General features: G+C 68.0%; 18 protein-coding genes. 8 read left to right on the plus strand and 10 right to left on the minus strand.

The window, feature by feature from the left end; all coding sequences use genetic code 11:
- Nucleotides 1-243: 243 nt before the first annotated feature.
- The 3 genes from Q344_RS0120475 to Q344_RS25290 all read right to left on the minus strand — a co-directional run bounded on the left by Q344_RS0120475 (nucleotide 244) and on the right by Q344_RS25290 (nucleotide 4,377).
- Complete coding sequence (locus Q344_RS0120475; protein WP_036540203.1) at nucleotides 244-2,697, minus strand: vitamin K epoxide reductase family protein; 2,454 nt, start codon at nucleotides 2,695-2,697, stop codon at nucleotides 244-246.
- Between the two features lie 69 nt (nucleotides 2,698-2,766).
- Nucleotides 2,767-3,312 carry a hypothetical protein gene (locus Q344_RS0120480; protein ID WP_156954773.1) on the minus strand — a complete coding sequence of 182 codons (546 nt, stop codon included), beginning with the start codon at nucleotides 3,310-3,312 and terminating at the stop codon, nucleotides 2,767-2,769.
- A gap of 108 nt (nucleotides 3,313-3,420) precedes the next feature.
- Complete coding sequence (locus Q344_RS25290) at nucleotides 3,421-4,377, minus strand: CAP domain-containing protein (RefSeq protein ID WP_169739212.1); 957 nt, start codon at nucleotides 4,375-4,377, stop codon at nucleotides 3,421-3,423.
- Between the two features lie 306 nt (nucleotides 4,378-4,683).
- Here Q344_RS25290 and Q344_RS0120490 point away from each other — a divergent pair, with 306 nt between their 5' ends.
- Both Q344_RS0120490 and Q344_RS0120495 read left to right on the plus strand, forming a co-directional pair.
- Nucleotides 4,684-5,394, plus strand: a complete 711-nt coding sequence (locus Q344_RS0120490; protein WP_036540170.1) for a cytochrome c oxidase assembly protein — start codon at nucleotides 4,684-4,686, stop codon at nucleotides 5,392-5,394.
- The gene (locus Q344_RS0120495; RefSeq protein ID WP_028288425.1) at nucleotides 5,391-5,900 is read left to right on the plus strand and encodes a CopD family protein; all 510 of its coding nucleotides are present in this window, start codon (nucleotides 5,391-5,393) and stop codon (nucleotides 5,898-5,900) included. The genes Q344_RS0120490 and Q344_RS0120495 overlap by 4 nt, the downstream gene beginning before the upstream one ends.
- Here the strand turns inward: Q344_RS0120495 and Q344_RS0120500 are convergent.
- Nucleotides 5,867-6,382, minus strand: coding sequence for a DUF2231 domain-containing protein (locus Q344_RS0120500; RefSeq protein ID WP_028288426.1), 516 nt, complete (start codon nucleotides 6,380-6,382; stop codon nucleotides 5,867-5,869). The two genes, Q344_RS0120495 and Q344_RS0120500, sit on opposite strands and share 34 nt — an antisense overlap.
- Nucleotides 6,383-6,460: 78 nt before the next feature.
- Here Q344_RS0120500 and Q344_RS0120505 point away from each other — a divergent pair, with 78 nt between their 5' ends.
- Genes Q344_RS0120505 through Q344_RS24645 form a run of 3 tightly spaced genes read left to right on the plus strand, consistent with a single transcriptional unit; the run spans nucleotide 6,461 to nucleotide 9,860 of the window.
- Nucleotides 6,461-7,057, plus strand: a complete 597-nt coding sequence (locus tag Q344_RS0120505) for a cytochrome c oxidase subunit II (protein WP_229669243.1) — start codon at nucleotides 6,461-6,463, stop codon at nucleotides 7,055-7,057.
- Nucleotides 7,054-9,510: a cytochrome c oxidase subunit I gene (gene ctaD, locus Q344_RS0120510; RefSeq protein ID WP_028288427.1), complete on the plus strand. Its 2,457-nt coding sequence runs from the start codon at nucleotides 7,054-7,056 to the stop codon at nucleotides 9,508-9,510. The genes Q344_RS0120505 and ctaD overlap by 4 nt, the downstream gene beginning before the upstream one ends.
- The gene (locus tag Q344_RS24645; RefSeq protein WP_051630947.1) at nucleotides 9,507-9,860 is read left to right on the plus strand and encodes a hypothetical protein; all 354 of its coding nucleotides are present in this window, start codon (nucleotides 9,507-9,509) and stop codon (nucleotides 9,858-9,860) included. Before ctaD ends, Q344_RS24645 begins: the two co-directional genes overlap by 4 nt.
- Nucleotides 9,861-9,875: 15 nt before the next feature.
- Here Q344_RS24645 and Q344_RS0120520 read toward each other — a convergent pair whose 3' ends face one another.
- The 5 genes from Q344_RS0120520 to hmgA are packed head-to-tail and all read right to left on the minus strand — an operon-like array spanning nucleotide 9,876 to nucleotide 15,413.
- On the minus strand, nucleotides 9,876-10,064 hold the full coding sequence (locus tag Q344_RS0120520) for a DUF2783 domain-containing protein (RefSeq protein ID WP_028288428.1): 189 nt from the start codon (nucleotides 10,062-10,064) through the stop codon (nucleotides 9,876-9,878).
- Between the two features lie 6 nt (nucleotides 10,065-10,070).
- Nucleotides 10,071-11,699: an FAD-dependent oxidoreductase gene (locus tag Q344_RS0120525; RefSeq protein WP_036540172.1), complete on the minus strand. Its 1,629-nt coding sequence runs from the start codon at nucleotides 11,697-11,699 to the stop codon at nucleotides 10,071-10,073.
- 54 nt (nucleotides 11,700-11,753) lie between these two features.
- Nucleotides 11,754-12,704 carry an MBL fold metallo-hydrolase gene (locus tag Q344_RS0120530; RefSeq protein ID WP_028288430.1) on the minus strand — a complete coding sequence of 317 codons (951 nt, stop codon included), beginning with the start codon at nucleotides 12,702-12,704 and terminating at the stop codon, nucleotides 11,754-11,756.
- Between the two features lie 53 nt (nucleotides 12,705-12,757).
- On the minus strand, nucleotides 12,758-14,008 hold the full coding sequence (gene fahA / locus Q344_RS0120535) for a fumarylacetoacetase (protein ID WP_028288431.1): 1,251 nt from the start codon (nucleotides 14,006-14,008) through the stop codon (nucleotides 12,758-12,760).
- 49 nt (nucleotides 14,009-14,057) lie between these two features.
- The gene (gene hmgA, locus Q344_RS0120540) at nucleotides 14,058-15,413 is read right to left on the minus strand and encodes a homogentisate 1,2-dioxygenase (RefSeq protein WP_028288432.1); all 1,356 of its coding nucleotides are present in this window, start codon (nucleotides 15,411-15,413) and stop codon (nucleotides 14,058-14,060) included.
- Between the two features lie 160 nt (nucleotides 15,414-15,573).
- On the opposite strand from hmgA, the gene Q344_RS0120545 reads away from it, so the two are divergent.
- Nucleotides 15,574-16,023, plus strand: coding sequence for a MarR family winged helix-turn-helix transcriptional regulator (locus Q344_RS0120545; protein WP_028288433.1), 450 nt, complete (start codon nucleotides 15,574-15,576; stop codon nucleotides 16,021-16,023).
- Between the two features lie 28 nt (nucleotides 16,024-16,051).
- Here Q344_RS0120545 and Q344_RS24650 read toward each other — a convergent pair whose 3' ends face one another.
- Nucleotides 16,052-16,840: an IclR family transcriptional regulator domain-containing protein gene (locus Q344_RS24650; RefSeq protein ID WP_051630950.1), complete on the minus strand. Its 789-nt coding sequence runs from the start codon at nucleotides 16,838-16,840 to the stop codon at nucleotides 16,052-16,054.
- Nucleotides 16,841-16,950: 110 nt separating this feature from the next.
- On the opposite strand from Q344_RS24650, the gene Q344_RS0120555 reads away from it, so the two are divergent.
- Nucleotides 16,951-17,658 (plus strand): 3-oxoacid CoA-transferase subunit A, encoded by a 708-nt coding sequence (locus tag Q344_RS0120555; RefSeq protein WP_028288434.1) that lies wholly within the window; start codon nucleotides 16,951-16,953, stop codon nucleotides 17,656-17,658.
- Entirely contained in the window at nucleotides 17,655-18,338 is a 684-nt protein-coding gene (locus Q344_RS0120560) for a 3-oxoacid CoA-transferase subunit B (RefSeq protein ID WP_028288435.1), read from the plus strand. Before Q344_RS0120555 ends, Q344_RS0120560 begins: the two co-directional genes overlap by 4 nt.
- Nucleotides 18,339-18,368: the final 30 nt, after the last annotated feature.

Below are 18,368 nucleotides of genomic sequence, written 5' to 3' on the forward strand. Positions count from 1 at the left end.
CCAGCGCTTGGAGGCCTGGGTATCCCGAACCGCGCGGACCGTTCCGGATGCACGACGTTCAAGGCGATCCCCGCCGCCTCGCCTGACGGGCCAAGAGTTGAGGGTCCCGAAACGACCGGACATCCGGCCGTGGCTTCCGTCACCGTCCGAAATTCGGGGAGGTGTCAAACAGAAGCGTGAGGCCGAGGACCGCGATGCTTCCTGCCCCGCCGCCACGCCGCAAGAGCACACGCGGCACCGGCCTCAGACCACGACCCGCGACCACGCGCCGTAGCCGTGGCGGACCGGACCACGGGGAATGCTCGCCGAGACAAGGGCGAGCCCGGCCGCAATGTCGGCCCCGCGCTGAAGCCATGTGCCCGCCATCACCAAGGCACAGACCACCAGACCGGCGCCGAGACAGACGTTCAGGAACCGCACCGGACGCGCGCTTTCTGCCAGTGCAGTCACCGCGACGGTCACCGCGAGCGCGCCGACCAGGTGATCGGCATCGGCCAGCATCCCCTCCGTACCGAGCGTCAGGCGGGTGAACATCAGCCACACCCCGATCGCCACGCTGGCGCAGAGCCCCCATGTGAGGCCGACGCCACCGCCCAGCATCTCGCCGAGAAGGGCACGCGGCGGACGCTCGAAGCTTTCCTGCCGCAGGTCGTCCGGCCCTTCGTCGGTGTCGCCCGTGAGGAGGATCCGCAGCACGGGGCGTCCGGCGCGGCGGCGGCGGGCGAGGAACTGGCAGGTGGCGATCAGCTCGTCCACCGAATAGGGAATCTGGATCAGCATTGCCGCCGCAGTCAGCAGGCAGAGCGTGCACCACGTGCCCAGCAGTATCGGCTGGATCACGATGAAGGTGATCGAAACGATACCGAGCGGCACGATCATGATGCCGAAGATCAGCACCAGCCACGGCATCGTCCGCCAGCGCCGGGCCGAGCCGACCAGCCCGATCAGGATCTCGAGCTGGTAGGTCAGCGCGCCCAGGCCGGCGTCCGGCACGGGCCAGGCTTCGGAAACCGAGGAGGTGATGATCTCCTCGGTGCCGTTCTTCGGGTCCTCCGGGCTGCCCGGAAAGAACGGTTCCCACACCGACTCCACATGGCCCAGCTGATAGGCGGCCAGGTAGCGCGAGATGAAATAGCCGATGAACGCGAGCGCGATGATCGGCAGTCTCTGGGTCCAGTCCGAGGGCGAATAGTCCCAGCCCTTCGGGATCGTCGGGCCCGTCACGGCGGCCATCGTGCCGACCCCCGGCGCCGGCCGTGTGCAGACGGCCAGGCCGAAGATGATCGCACCCACGAGCGAGCCGTTCAGATAGGCCGCGGGGCTTTCCGTCCAGAAAACCAGTGGCGCCGTCATCACCCAGGTCGCCACCACGGCCACGCCCCAGCGGACCAGCGCCGCCCGCCACGATAGGGCGAGGAAGCTGCCGGCCATGACCAGCCCTCCCGCAACCATGTCGCTCAGCAGCATTCCGGTGTCCGCCGCATACCCAAGCAGCATCGGCGCGATCAGCAGCCATGCGCCCATCCCGATATTGAGGAAGTGGGCCCAGATGTGCGCGGCATGCGCACGGCGGAACGCCTCCTCCGCCTGTCGGCGCAGCGATTCAGGGTCGTCCCGGTCGGCGGCCGCCTCCAGCCAACGAGGCTTGGTGAGCCCGTTGGCCTCGTACCACGCTACCGGATCCTCCTTGAGCGCGCTGACCATGGCCGGCAGCGTCTCGCGCAGCGAATGACGGGGGCGCCAGCCGAGAAGCGCCTCGGCCCGGCTGATGTCGAGTTCGTAATGGTCGTCCGCCATGCGCACCATGAACGGCTTGATGAACGGTTCCTCGCCGTGGTCGAAATCGTCCGGCACGACGGGTTCGGATTTCTGCTGGAGCCATGCGCCGGCGGCCGCCAGAGGCTTCGGGACCGACAGCGTCGTCCAGTCGTCTTCGTCGTGGATCAGCCGCGCCAGTGTCTCCTGCAGCTCTCCGTATCCCATGGCTTCGGATTCGCCGACGAGGATCACCGCCTCTTCGGGCAGCTCGGCGCGGCGGTCCACGACCCGGGCGAAGGCGTCGAGCATGTCCTCGCGATGAAGAAAGGACTGGCCCGTCGCGAGGTCTCCGGAATAGGCATGCGCCTTCGGATCGCGTTCATAGATGCGCCGGATCTGCTCGGCCAGCGTGGGCACCGCGGTGGATTCGTCGTAGAGCCCGGCCAGGTGCAACAACACGAAGGGGATGCCGCCGTGCTCTTCGCGTATCACCGCCTCCGTCTCGGCCTTCGACTCCGGATAGGCCCATTGAGGGTCAATCTGCGTCGTCTCCGTGATCGGCAGTCCCGGCGCGCCGGGGCGATGCACCAGCATCGTCCCGGAATAGACGAAGCGTTCGACGGTATAGGCCGACAGGGCGTTCAGCAGGTTGCGCGTGCCCTCGACGTTGACCTTGTCGTAGAGCGGGTTTTCCTCGCCCGAGAAGTCGAAGAAGGCGGCAAGGTGGATGACCGCGGCAAACCGGCTGCCATGCGCCTCGGCCACATCCTCGAGCGCCCGCGCGACCGAGGCCGCGTCGGTGATGTCGAAGGCGAAGATCCCCTCGCCCGCCTCGAGGTCGAGCCCCACGACCTCGTAATCGGCGCCCAACCTTTCACGCAGGGCCCGGCCGATCGATCCGGCGGCTCCGGTTATAAGGACTCTCGGTTTCTCTGTCATCTCCACCCGGCCAGTTCGTCTCTGCGGTCCCGCTCGGGCCCCGAAGCGGGGCGCGGCCCGCCGCCCGGCTCAGCGATCGTCGACGATGATCGTCACGTCCTCGGTGCCTGCCGTCTCCCAGGTCAGGATGTCCTCGGCCGTGAACCCCGCGCTCTCCAGGGCGCGCCTCGCGAAGATGTTCAGCCGGATCTGATCTCGGATGCCTGCGATGACCTCCGCGTTTTCGCGCAACACCTCGGTCAGGGACTGAGCGTGATAGGCATCGTTTCCCTCGAGGTCGCTGATCGGAACGACGTGCACCGACCCCTGCGAGGAAAGGTGGGAAAGTGGATCCTGCGGCATGGCGGTCTTGCTGCGCACGCTGTCGATGACCGCCTGGACGTCGTCCAGCATGTCGCGCGAGGGATAGGAGTCTTCCACATTGGTGGCCGCGTCTTCCTTGGTGTCGGCGTCCGAGCTCGCGGTCTCGGGGTCCGAAGGGGGCCGGGTGACATCTGCCGCCGGGTCCTGCGTGCCGGCCGACGCGCTCGCGCCGCTGTCCTCCTGCGTAGGCGCCGCGGCTGCTGGCGCCGCTGCAAGCATGAGAATGCCCAAAGCGCATGCTGTCGTTTTCATCATTGCCTCCCGCTGGCTCTGAAATCTGGAGTTGCAAATCCAACAGGAGCTGCCGGGAAATGTTCCCGAGCGATCGGACCTCGTGTCGGAGACGAGCCGCTGCAGCGCTCAACGCTCGGCCGCGAGGACAAGGATGGCCAGCTTGCGACCGCGCCCGTCCCTTCGGACAACCATCGCGTAGTGCGTCATCTGCGGATCAAACAGGTTGGCCCGGCGCGCATCCTGGTCGAGCCAGTCGTTCACGAAGGCGCGCACGTCGCCCTCCGTGATCACCTGGCCGCACCCGCCACATTCCGCCATCAGCGCCTTCAGATCCCGGAAGGCGCGCAGACTGCGTGGCATCGTGGCGAAGAGGTCCAGATCCTGCAGTCGGAAGCTGTCCAGGTCGGACGGCACCGCGTCCAGGATCGCCTCGCGCAAGGCCGAGCTGCCGGCGACGGGCGGCAGGCCGGCTTCGTGTCGCGCTGCGTTGAGCTCGTCACCCGCCAATTCCATTACGTCGCCGTCCTCGACCTCAGCGGTGCCCTTGCCGCGTGACGTCCCCGGACCGGCAAAAGTCTGAACGGCATAGATCACACCGTCACCGGACGCCGCACCGAAACCGAACCGCGCAAGCCCGCGCCGCAGGATGTTCGCACGATGCTCGGGACTGTCCATCCAGCCTTCGTGGAACTGCGAGATACGGTCCCGGTCGAGCGCACCACAATTGCGGCACATCGCGATGTTCTCGGCGACGAGTTCCCATTCCCCGCCGCCCGCGTCGAGAAACCTCTCTCGCGGCCCGTCACCGCCCGGGGTGACATGCGAATAATATCCGCGCTCGAGCATGTCCTCGGCATGGAGCTGCGCGGCCTCGTCCAGAACGTCTCCGCCTTCGAGCGGCGGCAGACCCTCGTCCTGCCGCGAGGTGTTCACGTGTTCGAGGGCGGCGGCGCGCAGGGCGGCGATATCCTCGGCACCCGACGCCTGGCCGGACATGACGAGCAGCGCGAGGGAGAGCATTCCCGCCCAGGCCAGGACACGCCTGCGTATTACGGTCAAAGCTTCGCCCGGCGCGATCGCCACAGCCGGCAGGTCGAGGAGGTCCGAGCTCCGCAATTCACCCCTGTTCATCCACCGCTCCCTTGCACGTTCCGAGTCCGGGAAACGGAAACGGGCGCGCAATGTTCCCGGACTCGACGCTCACCCGGGATGGGGGCCGTCGGAATCCTGCCCCCGGGTCCCGTCGGAAGACCGGATTAAGTCCGGCGACTGCCTGAGAAAGATTTGCCGCCCCGGACTGCGGTGCTACAACGACGTACAGGTTTTGAACCTCTTCCGCATCCGGCGGCAATCGGCAGTTCGAGCAGAGTGCGCAGCGAGGTGAGTTCCTTGACGACACTTTTCCCAGGCAGCTATTGCGGCGACGCACCTTCGCCGGACCTGATCTGGCAATCCTTCAATCTCGACCCGTATCTGCTGGCCGTTCTCGCACTCCTCGCCGTCGCGCTGCGGCGGCAGCCGCCGGCGCTGGTCGCGGTGGCCGTGCTGGCCGTCGTGTTCGTCTCGCCATTGTGCGCCATAGCAGTGGCCCTGTTTTCGGCCCGGGTGGTGCATCATGTGCTGTTGGTCGCCGTCGCGGCCCCGCTTCTGGCGGCGGCGCTTCCCGCGCCGCGCCGGGCGCGGGTCATCCCGCTGCATTTCATGCTGTCCACCGCGGTCCTTTGGGTCTGGCACCTTCCTCAGGCCTATGACCTGGCGCTGCGCGACATCGCAGTCTACTGGATCATGCAACTTTCCCTGCTCGGATCCGCGACCCTGTTCTGGCGCGCGGTACTTGTCGGCGCAGAGGCGATCGGCGGCGTGCTCTGGGGCCTGGCCGGCCTGATCCAAATGGGCCTGCTCGGCGCAATTCTGACCCTGGCCCCCGCCCCCCTCTACGACTCCCATGCGCAGGCGCCCTATCTCTGGGGGCTGACGCCGCTCGCGGATCAGCAACTCGGCGGCCTTCTCATGTGGGTGCCGGCCATGCTGCCCTATCTCGTCGTGATCGCCGTGCTCGCCCGGCGCGGGTGGCGGTCCGCATCCGTGGCCTCTGCATGACCTTCGCCACGTCACTGGTTCCGCATCTTAAGGCGCTGCATATCAGCATGCTTCTCCTCTGGTGCGGCGGGCTGTTCGCCCTGCCGCTGATGCTGGCGCGGCATGACCCGGCCATAGGTCAAAGCGACTACTCCCGCATCCGCCAGGCCACGCACTATGCCTATACCTTCGGCATCACCCCCGCGGCCGTCCTCGCCATCGCATCGGGGACGGCCCTGATCTTCCTGCGCGACCTCTTCGTGACGTGGCTTTTCGCAAAGCTGGTCTTCGTCGCAATGCTGGTGATCTTTCACGTCTGGATCGGCTATGTCCTCGTCGCCGTGGCGGAGCGGGAAGGCGAGCATCGCGCCCCGCGCCCTGCCCTGCCGCTCATCCTCCTGACGGTCTCGATCCTGGCCGTCCTGTCACTGGTCCTCGCCAAGCCGGAACTGGGCGAGTTCCCGGTGCCCGGATGGCTGCGCGAGCCGCGCGGTCACCCCTTGCCCTTCGACGTGCCCAGACGATGATCGAAGACCAGTTTCCCCCCATGCCATCCCGTCGCCATCACCACGAGCACGTTGAAGCCCGACAGCACGATGCCGTAGGGCAGAACCGCGGCCTCGTAGCCCTGAAGCCGGTATCCCCAGTTGGTGCCGAGCAGGGACAGCAGCAGCACCGCGATGACGAAATGCGTCCAGGCAGGCGCCCGGATGCGGATGCCCGGCACCAGCAGCAGCTCGGCCGTTCCCGTCGCGCCGGCCAGCAGACCCAAGAGGAATGCGGTGCCCGCCGCCCAAATCGCGGCACGGGCCCAGAACAATTCACCCGACCACCAGTAGAACAGGTCGGCCCCGAAGGCACAGAAGGTGAGCGCCACGGGAAACGCCACGCTCATCGCATGGAGCGGATGCCCCCAGAGACCGACGAGCGACTCCGTCTCTTCGTAGCCGGGGTGCTCCACGATCGGATCGGAAAGCGTGTCCGGTTCGTTGATCATCTTCTTGGCCATGCCCGGTCCCTACCACGCGGATGTCTCGGAGGTATAACACTCATTCTGCTTCCCGGTTGCGAGGAGAGCCTGTCCGCCGTGCATCCGGCCGGTCCCGCGGCGGCCACGATCGCCACGCTGTGGTGGGTGCTGCTCGCGGGCGCGACGGCGATCTTCCTCTTCGTGGCCGGGTTGATCGTCCTCGCCTGGCGGCGGGCGCCGGGAAAAAGCGATGAACGCGTCTTCGTCGTGGGTCTCGGGCTGGCCTTCCCGCTGGTGGTGCTGGCCGCGCTGCTGGCCTACGGGCTTTTCATCGGGGAACGCCTGCTGCCCCGGGCCGGTCCCGATGTGGTGACAGTGCAGGCGGAGGCGCGGCAATGGGCATGGCGCTTCGGCTACGCCGATGCCCCGGGCCGCGTGACCGAAGGCGTGCTGCACATACCGGCGGGCCGTCCGGTCGACGTGGCGATCACCACGGCCGATGTGATCCATGCCTTCTGGGTGCCGCGGCTGGCCGGCAAGCTCGATGCCGTGCCGGGGCGGGTGAACGTGCTGAGGATCGAGGCCGGGTCCCCCGGCCGCTACGAGGGCCTCGGGTCGGAATACAACGGCCCCGGCTACCGCGATCACCGTTTCACCGTCGTGGCGCATGACCCGGCCGGGTGGGACCGTTTTCTACAGGACGAGACGCCTTGAACACGCTGCAACGCCATCGCGCCCTTTCGCGCATCTGGGCCTCCGACAGCGGCTGGAAGCGCTGGTTCACCACAGTGAACCACACCGACCTCGGCCGCATGTTCCTGGCGGTGGCGGTGCTCTTCTTCATCATCGGCGGCATCCTCGCGATGCTGATCCGCGCCCAGCTGGCGAGCCCCCGGTCGGCCTTCATCGGGCCGGAGCACTACAATCAGATCTTCACGATGCACGGGACCATCATGATGTTCCTGTTCGCGATCCCCCTCTTCGAGGGGCTCGCGGTCTACCTGCTGCCCAAGTTGCTGGGCACCCGCGACCTGGCCTTCCCGCGGCTCACCGCCTTCGGCTTCTGGTGCTACGTCTTCGGCGGGTCGATGATGATCTTCTCCCTGCTGGCCGGCATGGCCCCGGACAGCGGCTGGTTCATGTACCCGCCGCTGTCCTCGACCATCGCCGCGCAGGGGATCAATTCGGACTTCTGGCTGATCGGCATCACCTTCGTCGAGATCTCCGCGATATCCGCAGCGGTGGAGATCTGCGTCACGATCCTGCGCTACCGCGCCGTCGGGATGAGCCTTTCCCGGATGCCGATCTTCGCCTGGTACGCGCTGGTGACGGCGGTGATGATCCTGACGGGCTTCCCGCCCCTGATCCTCGGCTCCATCCTGCTCGAGCTCGAGCGCGCCTTCGACATGCCGTTCTTCCAGGTGGCCGCCGGCGGTGATGCGCTGCTCTGGCAGCACCTCTTCTGGCTCTTCGGCCACCCTGAGGTCTACATCATCTTCCTGCCCGCGGCCGGCGCGATCTCGACCATCCTGCCGGTCATGGCCCGCACCCGCCTGATGGGCTACGGCTGGATCGTCGCGGCGGCCGTCTCACTGGGCGTGCTCAGCTTCGGGCTCTGGGTGCACCACATGTTCACGACAGGCATCCCCCACATGGGCCTGGCGTTCTTCTCGGCAGCCTCGACACTGGTGGCGGTGCCGACCGCGGTGCAGCTGTTCGCATGGATCGGCACCCTCTGGCAGGGCCGCCCCGACATGCGGCTGCCGATGCTCTGGCTGCTGGCCTTCTTCGCCACATTCGTGATCGGCGGCCTGACCGGCGTCATGGTCGCCATCGTGCCCTTCGACTGGCAGGCGCACGACACCTACTTCATCGTCGCGCACCTTCACTACGTTCTCGTCGGCGGCTTCGTCTTCCCGATGCTGGCCGCCCTCTACTACTGGTTGCCGCATTTCGTGGGGCGGAAGACCTATTTCAACCTGGGGAACACGGCCTTCTGGCTGGTCTTCACCGGTTTCCACGGGACGTTCCTGCTGCTGCACTGGGCGGGTCTGCTCGGGATGCGGCGGCGGATCGACAGTTACGCGCCCGGACAGGGATGGGAGCTCATCAACCTGTTCGCCTCGGTCAGCAGCTTCGTCATGGCCATCGGTTTCGCGCTCGTCCTCATCGACGTCGTGGTCAACGCCGCCGTGGCGGTCCGGGGGTCGCGCGATCCGTGGCACGCCGGCACGCTCGAATGGGCCATGCCGACGCCCCCCGCCCCCTACAACTTTGCCAGCATACCAACCGTCGCGTCGCGCGATCCTCTCTACGACACGCCGGACCTGCCGGTGCGGATCGCCCGCGGCGAGGGCTATCTCGGCGATTGCGCACGAGAGCGGAGGGAGACGCTGTGCGTCGACGTCGCCACCGGGGCGCCGCGCCACATCACCGTCTTCCCCGGCAACACGGCCCTTCCGGCACTGATGTCGGCGGTCACGGGACTGTTCTTCCTCGGCATGCTGGTGAAGGCCTACTGGCTGGTGCCGCTCTCGGCCCTTGGCGTGATCTGTTGCGCGATGGTCTGGGTCTGGAGCCTGTCGCCGAAGCAGGCCGAAGGCGCGCTTCACGCCGGACACGGGCTCGCTCTGACCACCGCGGCCGAGGTCGCCGACCCGCCCGGATGGTGGGGCTCGCTGTTCCTGCTGCTGGCGGACGGGACGTTCTTCGGATCGCTGCTTTTCGGGTATGCCTTCCTGTGGACCATCGCTCCGAACTGGCCGCCGCCGGCCTATGTGGAGGCCGGTCTCTGGCCGCTGCTGTGTCTCGGGGCCGGCGCCGTGCTGACACTGGCAGGCGCCCGGGTTGCAACCCTGTCGGGATCGGCGCTCGAAGCGACGGGCCTTCTTGCGCTCGGCGCGGGGGCGACGCTGATCCTTGCCAGAGCGCCCGACCCGACCGCGCATGCCTATGACGCCACGATCTGGGTGCTCATGGGCTACGCGCTCGTGCACGTCCTCATCGCGCTGCTGATGACCGGGGTCCTCTCGATGCGCCGCCTGGCCAGCCATCCGGCCGTCACGACCACCGGCGCCGCCCGGATCGTGCGGCTGTGGAGCGACTACGCCGTCGCGGTCGCGCTCATCACCTTCGCCGCCGCCGCCCTGCCCGGGGTCCTGGCATGAGATCGCTCCTGCGACTGGCCCTTCCGCTGACGCTCTGGCTGGCCTGCTTCAGCGCGGTCTACGGTCTCGCCGGGCTGCTCTGTTCCAGCCGGTGGAGCCCGGTCGCGGACGACACCACGCGGCTGACCCTGCTCGCCCTCGCCGCGATGGCGGCGGTCGTCCTCCAGGCGGGGCTCGTGCTGGCCCTCCGGTCGCCGCGGTGGCAGGACCCCGACACCACGCTTCGCCGGGCAAGCCTGGTCCTTGCCGTCGCGGCCTTGGTCAGCACGATCTGGACCCTCCTGCCGCCTCTCCTGACGACGCATTCCTGCGACACCGGTGAACAGGCGCATCTGCCCGAGATCCGGTGACGGGTCGGCCGCCCCCTAGTCGAGGCTCGCCTTGCGCATGGCCTCGGACAGGACCTCCGGATCGCCGATGTGATTGGCCAGCAGCAGGATCAGCCGGGCGTTGAAGGCCGCGCTCTCGTCGTCGGAGAGCCCCTCGTGGCACCGGATCAGCTCGGCGTAAAAGGAATCCGGCGCGGGGATGTTGGGCGTCGTGGTCAGCTCCATCGGCGGTCACTCCTTTCCGCAGGCACGGCGCAGGGCCGCGCGCAGGGCGCTCTCGTCGTAGCCGCTCCAGCGGGCGACCACGTGCTGGTCGGGGCGGATCAGGTAGACGGCGCCTTCCGCCTCGCCCAGGTAGCGCAGGGCCAGCGCGCCCGAGGGATCGTCCGCCGCCGAAACGGCCCGCCGCGTCGCGGTCACGCCGTCCTCGGTCACGGTCTCCGGCGCCTCGGCATCGACGGTGAGGATCGTGAATCCGCCGCCCAGCCCCTTCAGCAGGAAGCCGTTTCCGAGCGGCGCATCAGGGCAGGGCGTGCCGGGACGGGACCGCGCGGGGCCGCCGGGCAGCGCATCCTCGCCGGTGAGCGACAGCCCGTCGTAGGAGCAGGGCACCGAAAGGCGCCCCGAATTGACCAGCGGCCGGGCGAATTCGTAGCGCTCCGCAAGCTCTAGGACCGCGTTGCGGAAGACATGGCTGATCTTCGACTTGGGCGTGATGAAATCCGTCGCCCGGGTCGAATTCAGGATGTTCTCGTCCGCCCCGTGGGCGCGCTCCTCGTGGTAGCTGTCGAGCAGGCGGTCGGGCGCCTCGCCCCGGATCACCATGCCGAGCTTCCAGCCCAGGTTGTCCGCGTCCTGCATCCCCGAATTGGCGCCCCGCGCGCCGAACGGGCTGACCTGGTGCGCGGCATCGCCCGCAAAGATCACCCGGCCGTGGCGGAACGCCTTCATCCGGCGGCACTGGAAGGTGTAGATCGAGGACCAGACCAGCTCGTAATCCACCTCCGGGCCCAGCATCGCGTCAAGCCTCCGGCGGACGTTCTCCTCCTTCAGCTCTTCGGCGCGGTCGACATCCCAGCCGATCTGGAAATCGACCCGCCAGACATCGTCCGGCTGCTTGTGCAGCAGGGTCGAGGCGCCGGCCTTGTGGGAGGGTTCGAACCAGAACCAGCGCTCGGTCGGGAAGCTTTCAGACAGCATCCTGATGTCGGCGATCAGGAAGCTGTCCTTGAAGACCCGCCCTTCGAAATCGAGCCCCATCATCGAGCGCAGCGGCGAGCCTGCCCCGTCGCAGGCGATCAGCCAGTCGGCGAGGATCGTATAGTCCCCCTCCGGCGTGGCGACCGTCAGGATCGTGTGGTCGTCCCTGACCTCCACGGCCTCGACGCGGTTCTTGCCGCGGATCTCGATCGGCGCACCGTCGGCCTGCGCCTCGCGGACACGCTCGACGAGGAACTTCTCGAAATAGGGCTGCTGGAGGTTGATGAAGGCGGGGAAGCGGTGCCCCTCTTCCGGCAGCAGGTTGAAGTCGTAGATCTTGCGATCCTGGTAGAAGACCTTGCCGAGGTTCCAGACCACGCCCTTGTCCAGCATCGGCCCGGCGCAGCCGTATCGGTCGGCGATCTCGAGGCTGCGTTTCGCGAAGCAGATCGCGCGGGAGCCCTGGCCGATCCCCTCGTGGTCGTCCAGCACCACGACCGGAATGCCCTGCAACCCGAGATCGAGCGCCGTGGCGATACCGATGGGACCGCCGCCCACGACGACGACCGGATGGCGCACCGGCGCCGCGGCGTCCTGATCGGCGGAGCGCGCATAGGGGTACAGCCGGAAGGCCAGCCGGTATCGGTCGTCCAATGGCATCGTCGTCTCCTCCCGATCCGCCGCCGGGCCCCCGGAAGGGCCCGGCGCGCGGGATCAGCCCTGAAGCTGGTTCCACATGTCCTTGTCGCGCGCGGCCGTCCAGACGCGCGGGGTGTCGATGCCGCGGGCCTCGTCATAGGCGCGCGCCACGTTGAACGGCAGGCAGTGTTCGTAGATCGCGTAATCGCTGAACTTCGGGTCGCATTCGGCGCGGCAGGCGTCCCAGGCTTCCTTCAGCGTGCCGCCGCGGGCCACGACCTTGGCGATCGGCTTGTAGGTCGAATTCACGAAGTCGGCCGTCGCGGCGATCGCCTTGGCGACCATCTCCTCGCCGACGAGCGCGTCCCCGCGGCCCGGCGCGATGGCCTTGGGCTCGAAGGCGGCGATGTTCATCAGCGTGTCTTCCCAGTCGGCGAAGTGCCCGTCCCCGCAATAGCAGGCCGAGTGGTATTCGACGATGTCGCCGGTGAACATGACCTCCTGGTCCGGCACCCAGATCACCGCGTCGCCGGCGGTATGGGCGCGGCCCAGCTTCATGATGTCCACGCGGCGTTTGCCGAGGTAGACGGTCATGCTCTCGCTGAAGGTGGTGGTCGGGCGGGTCAGGCCGGGGATTTCCTCGTGCCCCTGGAAAAGGCGCGGGAAGCGGTCGAACTCGCTTTCCCAGTCCTCCTGGCCGCGCTCCTCGACCATCGCCGCGGCGACGTCGGACATGATGACCTCGCGGGCGCCGTAGGCGCTGGCGCCGAGGACGCGGACGGCGTGGTAATGGGTCATCACGAGATGCGAGATCGGCTTGTCCGTCACCTCGCGCACCTTCTCGATCACCATCCGCGCAAGGCGCGGGGTCGCCTGCGCCTCGACGATCATCACGCTCTCGTCGCCGATGATGACGCCGGTGTTGGGATCGCCCTCGGCGGTGAAGGCATAGAGCCCCTCGCCCACCTCGGTGAAGCTGATCTTCTTGTCTGCCATGTCGCCCGCGGATGCGAATGCCTTGGCCATGCTGTGTCCTTCCGTTCGTTCCGCCGGGGGTCTGCCCCGGCCTCGTGCCTGTGTCAGCGCGCGTAGGGATCGTCGAGCGCGGCGATCACCTTGCCCGTGCAGGCCCCGAAGCCCACGCGGTAGCCGTCGCCCTGCGCCGCACCGCGCAGGGTCAGCGTATCGCCGTCTTCCAGGAAGCTGCGCGTCTCGCCCCCGGGAAGCGTCAGCGGCTCCTGCCCCGACCAGCTGAGCTCCAGGAGCGATCCCCTGCTGTCCTTCGCCGTCCCCGAGATCGTGCCGGAACCCAGCAGGTCACCGACCCGCATCGGGCAGCCGCTTGTCGTATGATGCGCCAGCTGCTGCGCGGCGGAGTAATAGAGCTCGCGGAAATTGGTGCGCGAGATCGTCGTCTCCGCACCGCCCTCCGGGGCCAGCGCGACCTCCAGGTCCACGTCGTAGAGCATCGGCCCCGGTTCCCGCAGGTAGGGCAGCAGCTCCCTCTCGCGCTCGGGGGTCGCGGTGCGGAACGGCGCCAGCGCCGCCTTCGTCACGATCCAGGGGCTGATGGTCGTCGCCGTCGCCTTGGCCTGGAAGGGCCCGAGCGGCTGGTATTCCCAGGCCTGGATGTCCCGCGCGGACCAGTCGTTCAAAAGGACGTAGCCGAAGATCATGTCGTCGGCCTCCTGCACCGTCACCGGCCGGTCCGAGGCCTGCCCGATGATCGCCCCCATCTCGAGCTCGAGGTCGAAGCGCCGGCACGGCGCGAAGACCGGCAGCTCCGCGTCCGGCGCCCTCAGCTGGCCCCAGGGCCGGCGCACATCCGTCCCCGACACCACGACCGAGGACGCCCGCCCGTTGTAGCCGATCGGAATCGACAGCCAGTTCGGCGGCAGCGCGTTCTCGGGGCCGCGGAAGATCGAGCCCACGTTGAAGGCGTGATGCCGGCCGGCGTAGAAATCGGTGTATTCGGCCACGGTGATCGGCATCATCATGGTCACATCCGCCTGCGCCACCAGATGGCCCGGCAAGGGCTCCGCCCCCTCGGCCAGCAGCGCGGTCACCTGGCTGCGCAGATCGGCCCAGGCCTCGGGCCCGAGCTCCATCACATCGTTCCAGTGCGGCACGTCGAAGACGGGCGCTCCGCCAAGATCGACGAGCCCGTCGCCCTCGGCCTTGCAGAGGTCGAAGATCATGTCGCCGATCGCCACGCCGCAGCGGGGCATCGAACCCTCGCCCGCGTCGAAGACGCCGTAGGGCAGGTTGTTCAGCGGGAAGTCGGTCTGCGCGGAATTGGCGCTCTCGACCCAGCTTTTGCGAAGCGGCATCTGTCTTCCTTCATCCATCCTGTCCGAAAGGGCCCCTGCCCCCCGGCGCTCACTTCCGCCCGGGCGTGCCGTCGAACTTCTTCTCGAGGCTGTCCCAGCAGTCGATGTAATCGTCCTGCAGCGGCGCCTCCCTGCCGGCGAATTCCGTCAGCCGCTGCGGGAATCGCGTCTCGAACATGAAGGACATCGTGTTCTCCAGCTTCACCGGCCCCAGGTTCGCGTTCGACGCGCCCTCGAAGGCCTGCTTGTCCGGCCCGTGCGGCAGCATCATGTTGTGGAGCGACATGCCCCCCGGCACGAAGCCCTGCGGCTTGGCGTCGTACTGGCCGTGGATGTTGCCCATCAGTTCGGACATGATGTTCTTGTGATACCACGGCGGGCGGAAGGTGTCCTCGGCCACCATCCAGCGGTCGCGGAACAGCACGAAGTCGATGTTCGCCGTGCCCGGCACGCCCGAAGGCGCCGTCAGAACGGTGAAGATCGAGGGGTCCGGGTGATCGAAGAGGATCGCGCCGACCGGGCAATAGGTCTTCAGGTCGTACTTGTAGGGCGCGTAATTGCCGTGCCAGGCCACCACGTCCAGCGGCGACTGCGCGATCTTCGTCTCGTGGAACTCCCCGCACCACTTGATCGTCAGGGTCGAGGGCACCTCGCGGTCCTCGAAGGCCGCCACCGGCGCCTTGAAGTCGCGCGGGTTGGCCAGAGCGTTCGCCCCGATCGGGCCGCGGGCGGGCAGCTCGAACTTCTGGCCGTAATTCTCGCAGACGAACCCGCGGCACGGCCCCTCCAGCACCTCGACCCGGTAGACGAGCCCGCGCGGGATGATCGCGATCTCCTGCGGCTCCACGTCGATGATCCCGAGCTCTGTCGCGAAGCGCAGCCTGCCCTGCTGCGGCACCACCAGAAGCTCGCTGTCGGCGGAATAGAAATAACTGTCCTCCATCGACGCGGTGACGAGGTAGACATGCGCCGCCATCCCGACCTGCGTGTTCACGTCGCCCGCCGTGGTCATGGTCCGCATGCCGGAGAGCCAGGTCAGGTCGTCCCCGGTCGGCTCCACCGGATCCCAGCGGTACTGCCCCAGGCTCGTCACCCCCTCCGGCGTATGCGGCGCGGTCTTCCAGTAGGGCAGCTCGATGCGGGTGTAGCGGGTCGAATGCTTCACGCTGGGACGGATGCGGTAGGTCCAGGTGCGTTCGGGCGGATGGGCCGTGAAGGCGGTTCCCGAAAGCTGCTCGCCATAGAGCCCGTAATTGCATTTCTGGGGAGAGTTCATGCCCTGCGGCAGTGCGCCCGGCAGCGCCTCGGTCTCGAAATCGTTGCCGAAGCCGGGCATGTAGCCCTCGTGCGTCCCCGTCGTGCCCGTGGCGCGGACCATGCCCTCCGGCAACTCGTGCTTGGTCATCGTGGATCCTCCCGAATGCGGCGCCCCGCGGATCGCGCCGGGCACCCCCGGATAGAACGTTGCAGCTGCAACGGAGTCAAGCATTCGTTGCAACTGCAACAAAAATGCTTGCGCCGCTCCGCCCCGGCAAGGATAGTCGCCGGAACGCCAAGGAGCCGCGATGAGTGAGGACCCCCCTCCCCTGCCCGAGTTCGACCTGTACGGCTTCACCCCCTACAGGCTGGCCGTCGCGGCCAAGCGGACGAGCGAAGAGCTCGCCCGGCAATACCGCGCCCGGTTCGGCATCTCGATCCCGGAATGGCGCGTGCTGGTGCATCTCGCGCATTCCGGCAAGGTCTCCGTCCGGGACATCGAGGCGCGCGTCGCGATGGAGAAATACGAGGTCAGCCGCGCCGCCAAGCGCCTGCGCGAGGCCGGCCTGATCGAGAGCCGGGAGAACCCCGAGGACCGGCGCCTGGTCCTGCTGACCCTCACCCCCGCCGGGCGCGCCATGATGGCGGACCTCCTGCCGATGGCCCGCGCGCACCAGAAGGCCCTGGAGGAGCGGCTCGGCACGGCCTTCCGGCAGCTCGAGGCCGGGCTGGAAGAGCTCCTGAAGCACACCAAGTGACCGCGCTTCCGGCGCGACTGCCCGCCCCTCACCCCTCCCGGTGCAGCCGCACGGGCGAGGACCAGATCTCGCGCTGCAGCCCGCGCTGCACCCGCTGGAGGTCCGGCAGGAACAGCTCCGGCAGCGCCTCCGGCCCCTCGTGGATCGCCGCCATCCCCACGTTCAGCGCCGCCACCGTCTGGCCGTGCACGTTGAGCAGGGGAACCGCGAGCGAGCGCAGCCCCAGCTCCACCTCCTGGTCGATCAGCGCGTGGCCCTGCCGCCGGACCTCGTCGATCCGCGCCATGATCTCCGCGGGCTCGGTCACGCTGAACCGGGTCCGGGGCGCGAGCGCCGAACGCTCGACAACCGCCCGCGCCTCGTTCTCGGGCAGCGCCGCCAGCAGCACCCGCCCCATCGAGGTGCAATGCGCCGGCAGCCGCGACCCCGGCATCAGCCCGATCGACATCACCCGCTTCTGCGCCGCCCGCGCGATATAGACGATCTCGGTATCGTCGAGGATCGAGACCGAGCTCGACTGCCCGATCCGGTCCGACACCTGGTCGAGCCACGGCTGCACCTGGCGCGCCAGCGGCAGCGACGCCAGCGCCCCGACCCCGAGCCGCAGCGCCCGCGGCCCGAGCGAGAAGTACTTCCCGTCATATTGCGCATAGCCCATCTGGTGCAGCGTCAGCAGGCAGCGCCGCGCCGTCGCGCGATCGAATCCGGTCTCGGCCGCCACCTGCGAGACGCTCATCGCGGGCCGCTCCGCCCCGAAGAGCTCGAGCACCCGCAGCCCCTTCGCGAGCGAGGCGACGAAATCCGTATTCCTGCTCACACTGTGAACATCCCCGCACACGATCCGAACAAATCTCACATACCGCGCACCTCCGATGGTGTCCACGCCGTGCCCGCCCTAGTCTCCGCCCGGCATGAGAGGAGACATCGATGGACAAGACCATAGCCACCCCCGCCGCGGCGGTGGCCGACATCCCTGACGGCGCGGTCGTCATGATCGGCGGTTTCGGCGGCTCCGGCGCGCCGATCGAACTGATCCACGCGCTGATCGACCGGGCCCCGAAGAACCTCACCGTGATCAACAACAACGCGGGCAACGGGCACGTGGGCATCGCCGCGATGATCGAACAGGGGCTGGTCGCGAAGATGATCTGCTCCTTCCCGCGCTCCTCCGACCCGGTCGCCTTCACCGAGGCCTACAAGGCCGGCCGGATCGAGCTCGAGGTCGTCCCCCAGGGCACCCTCGCCGAGCGCATCCGCGCCGCGGGCGCCGGCATCCCCGCCTTCTACACCGCGACGAGCTACGGCACCGATCTCGCCGAGGGCAAGCCGGTCGAGGAATTCGACGGCAAGCACTACGTCCGCGAGCGCTGGCTCAGGGCAGATGTCGCGCTGATCAAGGCGCATCACGGCGATCCCATGGGCAACCTGACCTACCGGATGGCGGGGCGGAACTTCAATCCGGTGATGGCCATGGCCGCCGATCGGACCATCGCGCAGGTGTCGAGGATCGTCGCCCCCGGCGACATCGACCCCGAGCACATCGTCTCCCCCGGCATCTTCGTCGATGCGGTCGTGGAGGTCCCGAACCCCGTGCAGGAGGAAATCCTGATCCGCGAAGGAGCCACCTACCCATGAGCAGCCTCGACGACATCAAGCTCACCAACGCCCAGATCGCCTGGCGCGCCGCCCAGGACATCGAGGACGGCGCCTATGTGAACCTCGGCATCGGCTTCCCCGAGATGGTCGCGCAATACACGGTCGAAGGCCGCACGCCGATCTTCCACACCGAGAACGGCGTCCTCGGCTTCGGCCCGGCGCCGGCCCCGGGCGACGAGGACTGGGACCTCATCAACGCCGGCAAGAAGGCGATCACGCTCAAACCGGGCGCGGCCTTCTTCCACCACGCCGACAGCTTCGCCATGGTGCGCGGCGGCCATCTCGACGTCGCCATCCTCGGCGCCTTCCAGGTGGCGCAGAACGGCGACCTCGCGAACTGGTCCACCGGCAAGGGCGCGATCCCGGCGGTCGGCGGCGCGATGGACCTCGTGCAGAGCGCGAAGCGCGTGGCCGTGGTCACCGACCACGTGACGAAGACGGGCGAGCCGAAGCTGGTCGACAGCTGCACCATGCCGCTGACCGGCGTGCAATGCGTCACCCGCGTCTACACCTCGCTCGCCGTGGTCGACATCGCGGAGGGCCATTTCGTCCTGCGCGAGAAGCTCCCCGCGATCTCCTTCGACGAGCTGCAGGACCTCACCGGCGCCGAGCTGAAGACCGAAGGCCCTGTCGCGGATCTCACCGTCCCCGAAACCTGAGCCCCCGGCCTTCCTCTGGTCCATGTATCC

The sequence above is a fragment of the Pseudooceanicola nanhaiensis DSM 18065 genome (genome assembly GCF_000688295.1).
Classification (GTDB): domain Bacteria; phylum Pseudomonadota; class Alphaproteobacteria; order Rhodobacterales; family Rhodobacteraceae; genus Pseudooceanicola; species Pseudooceanicola nanhaiensis.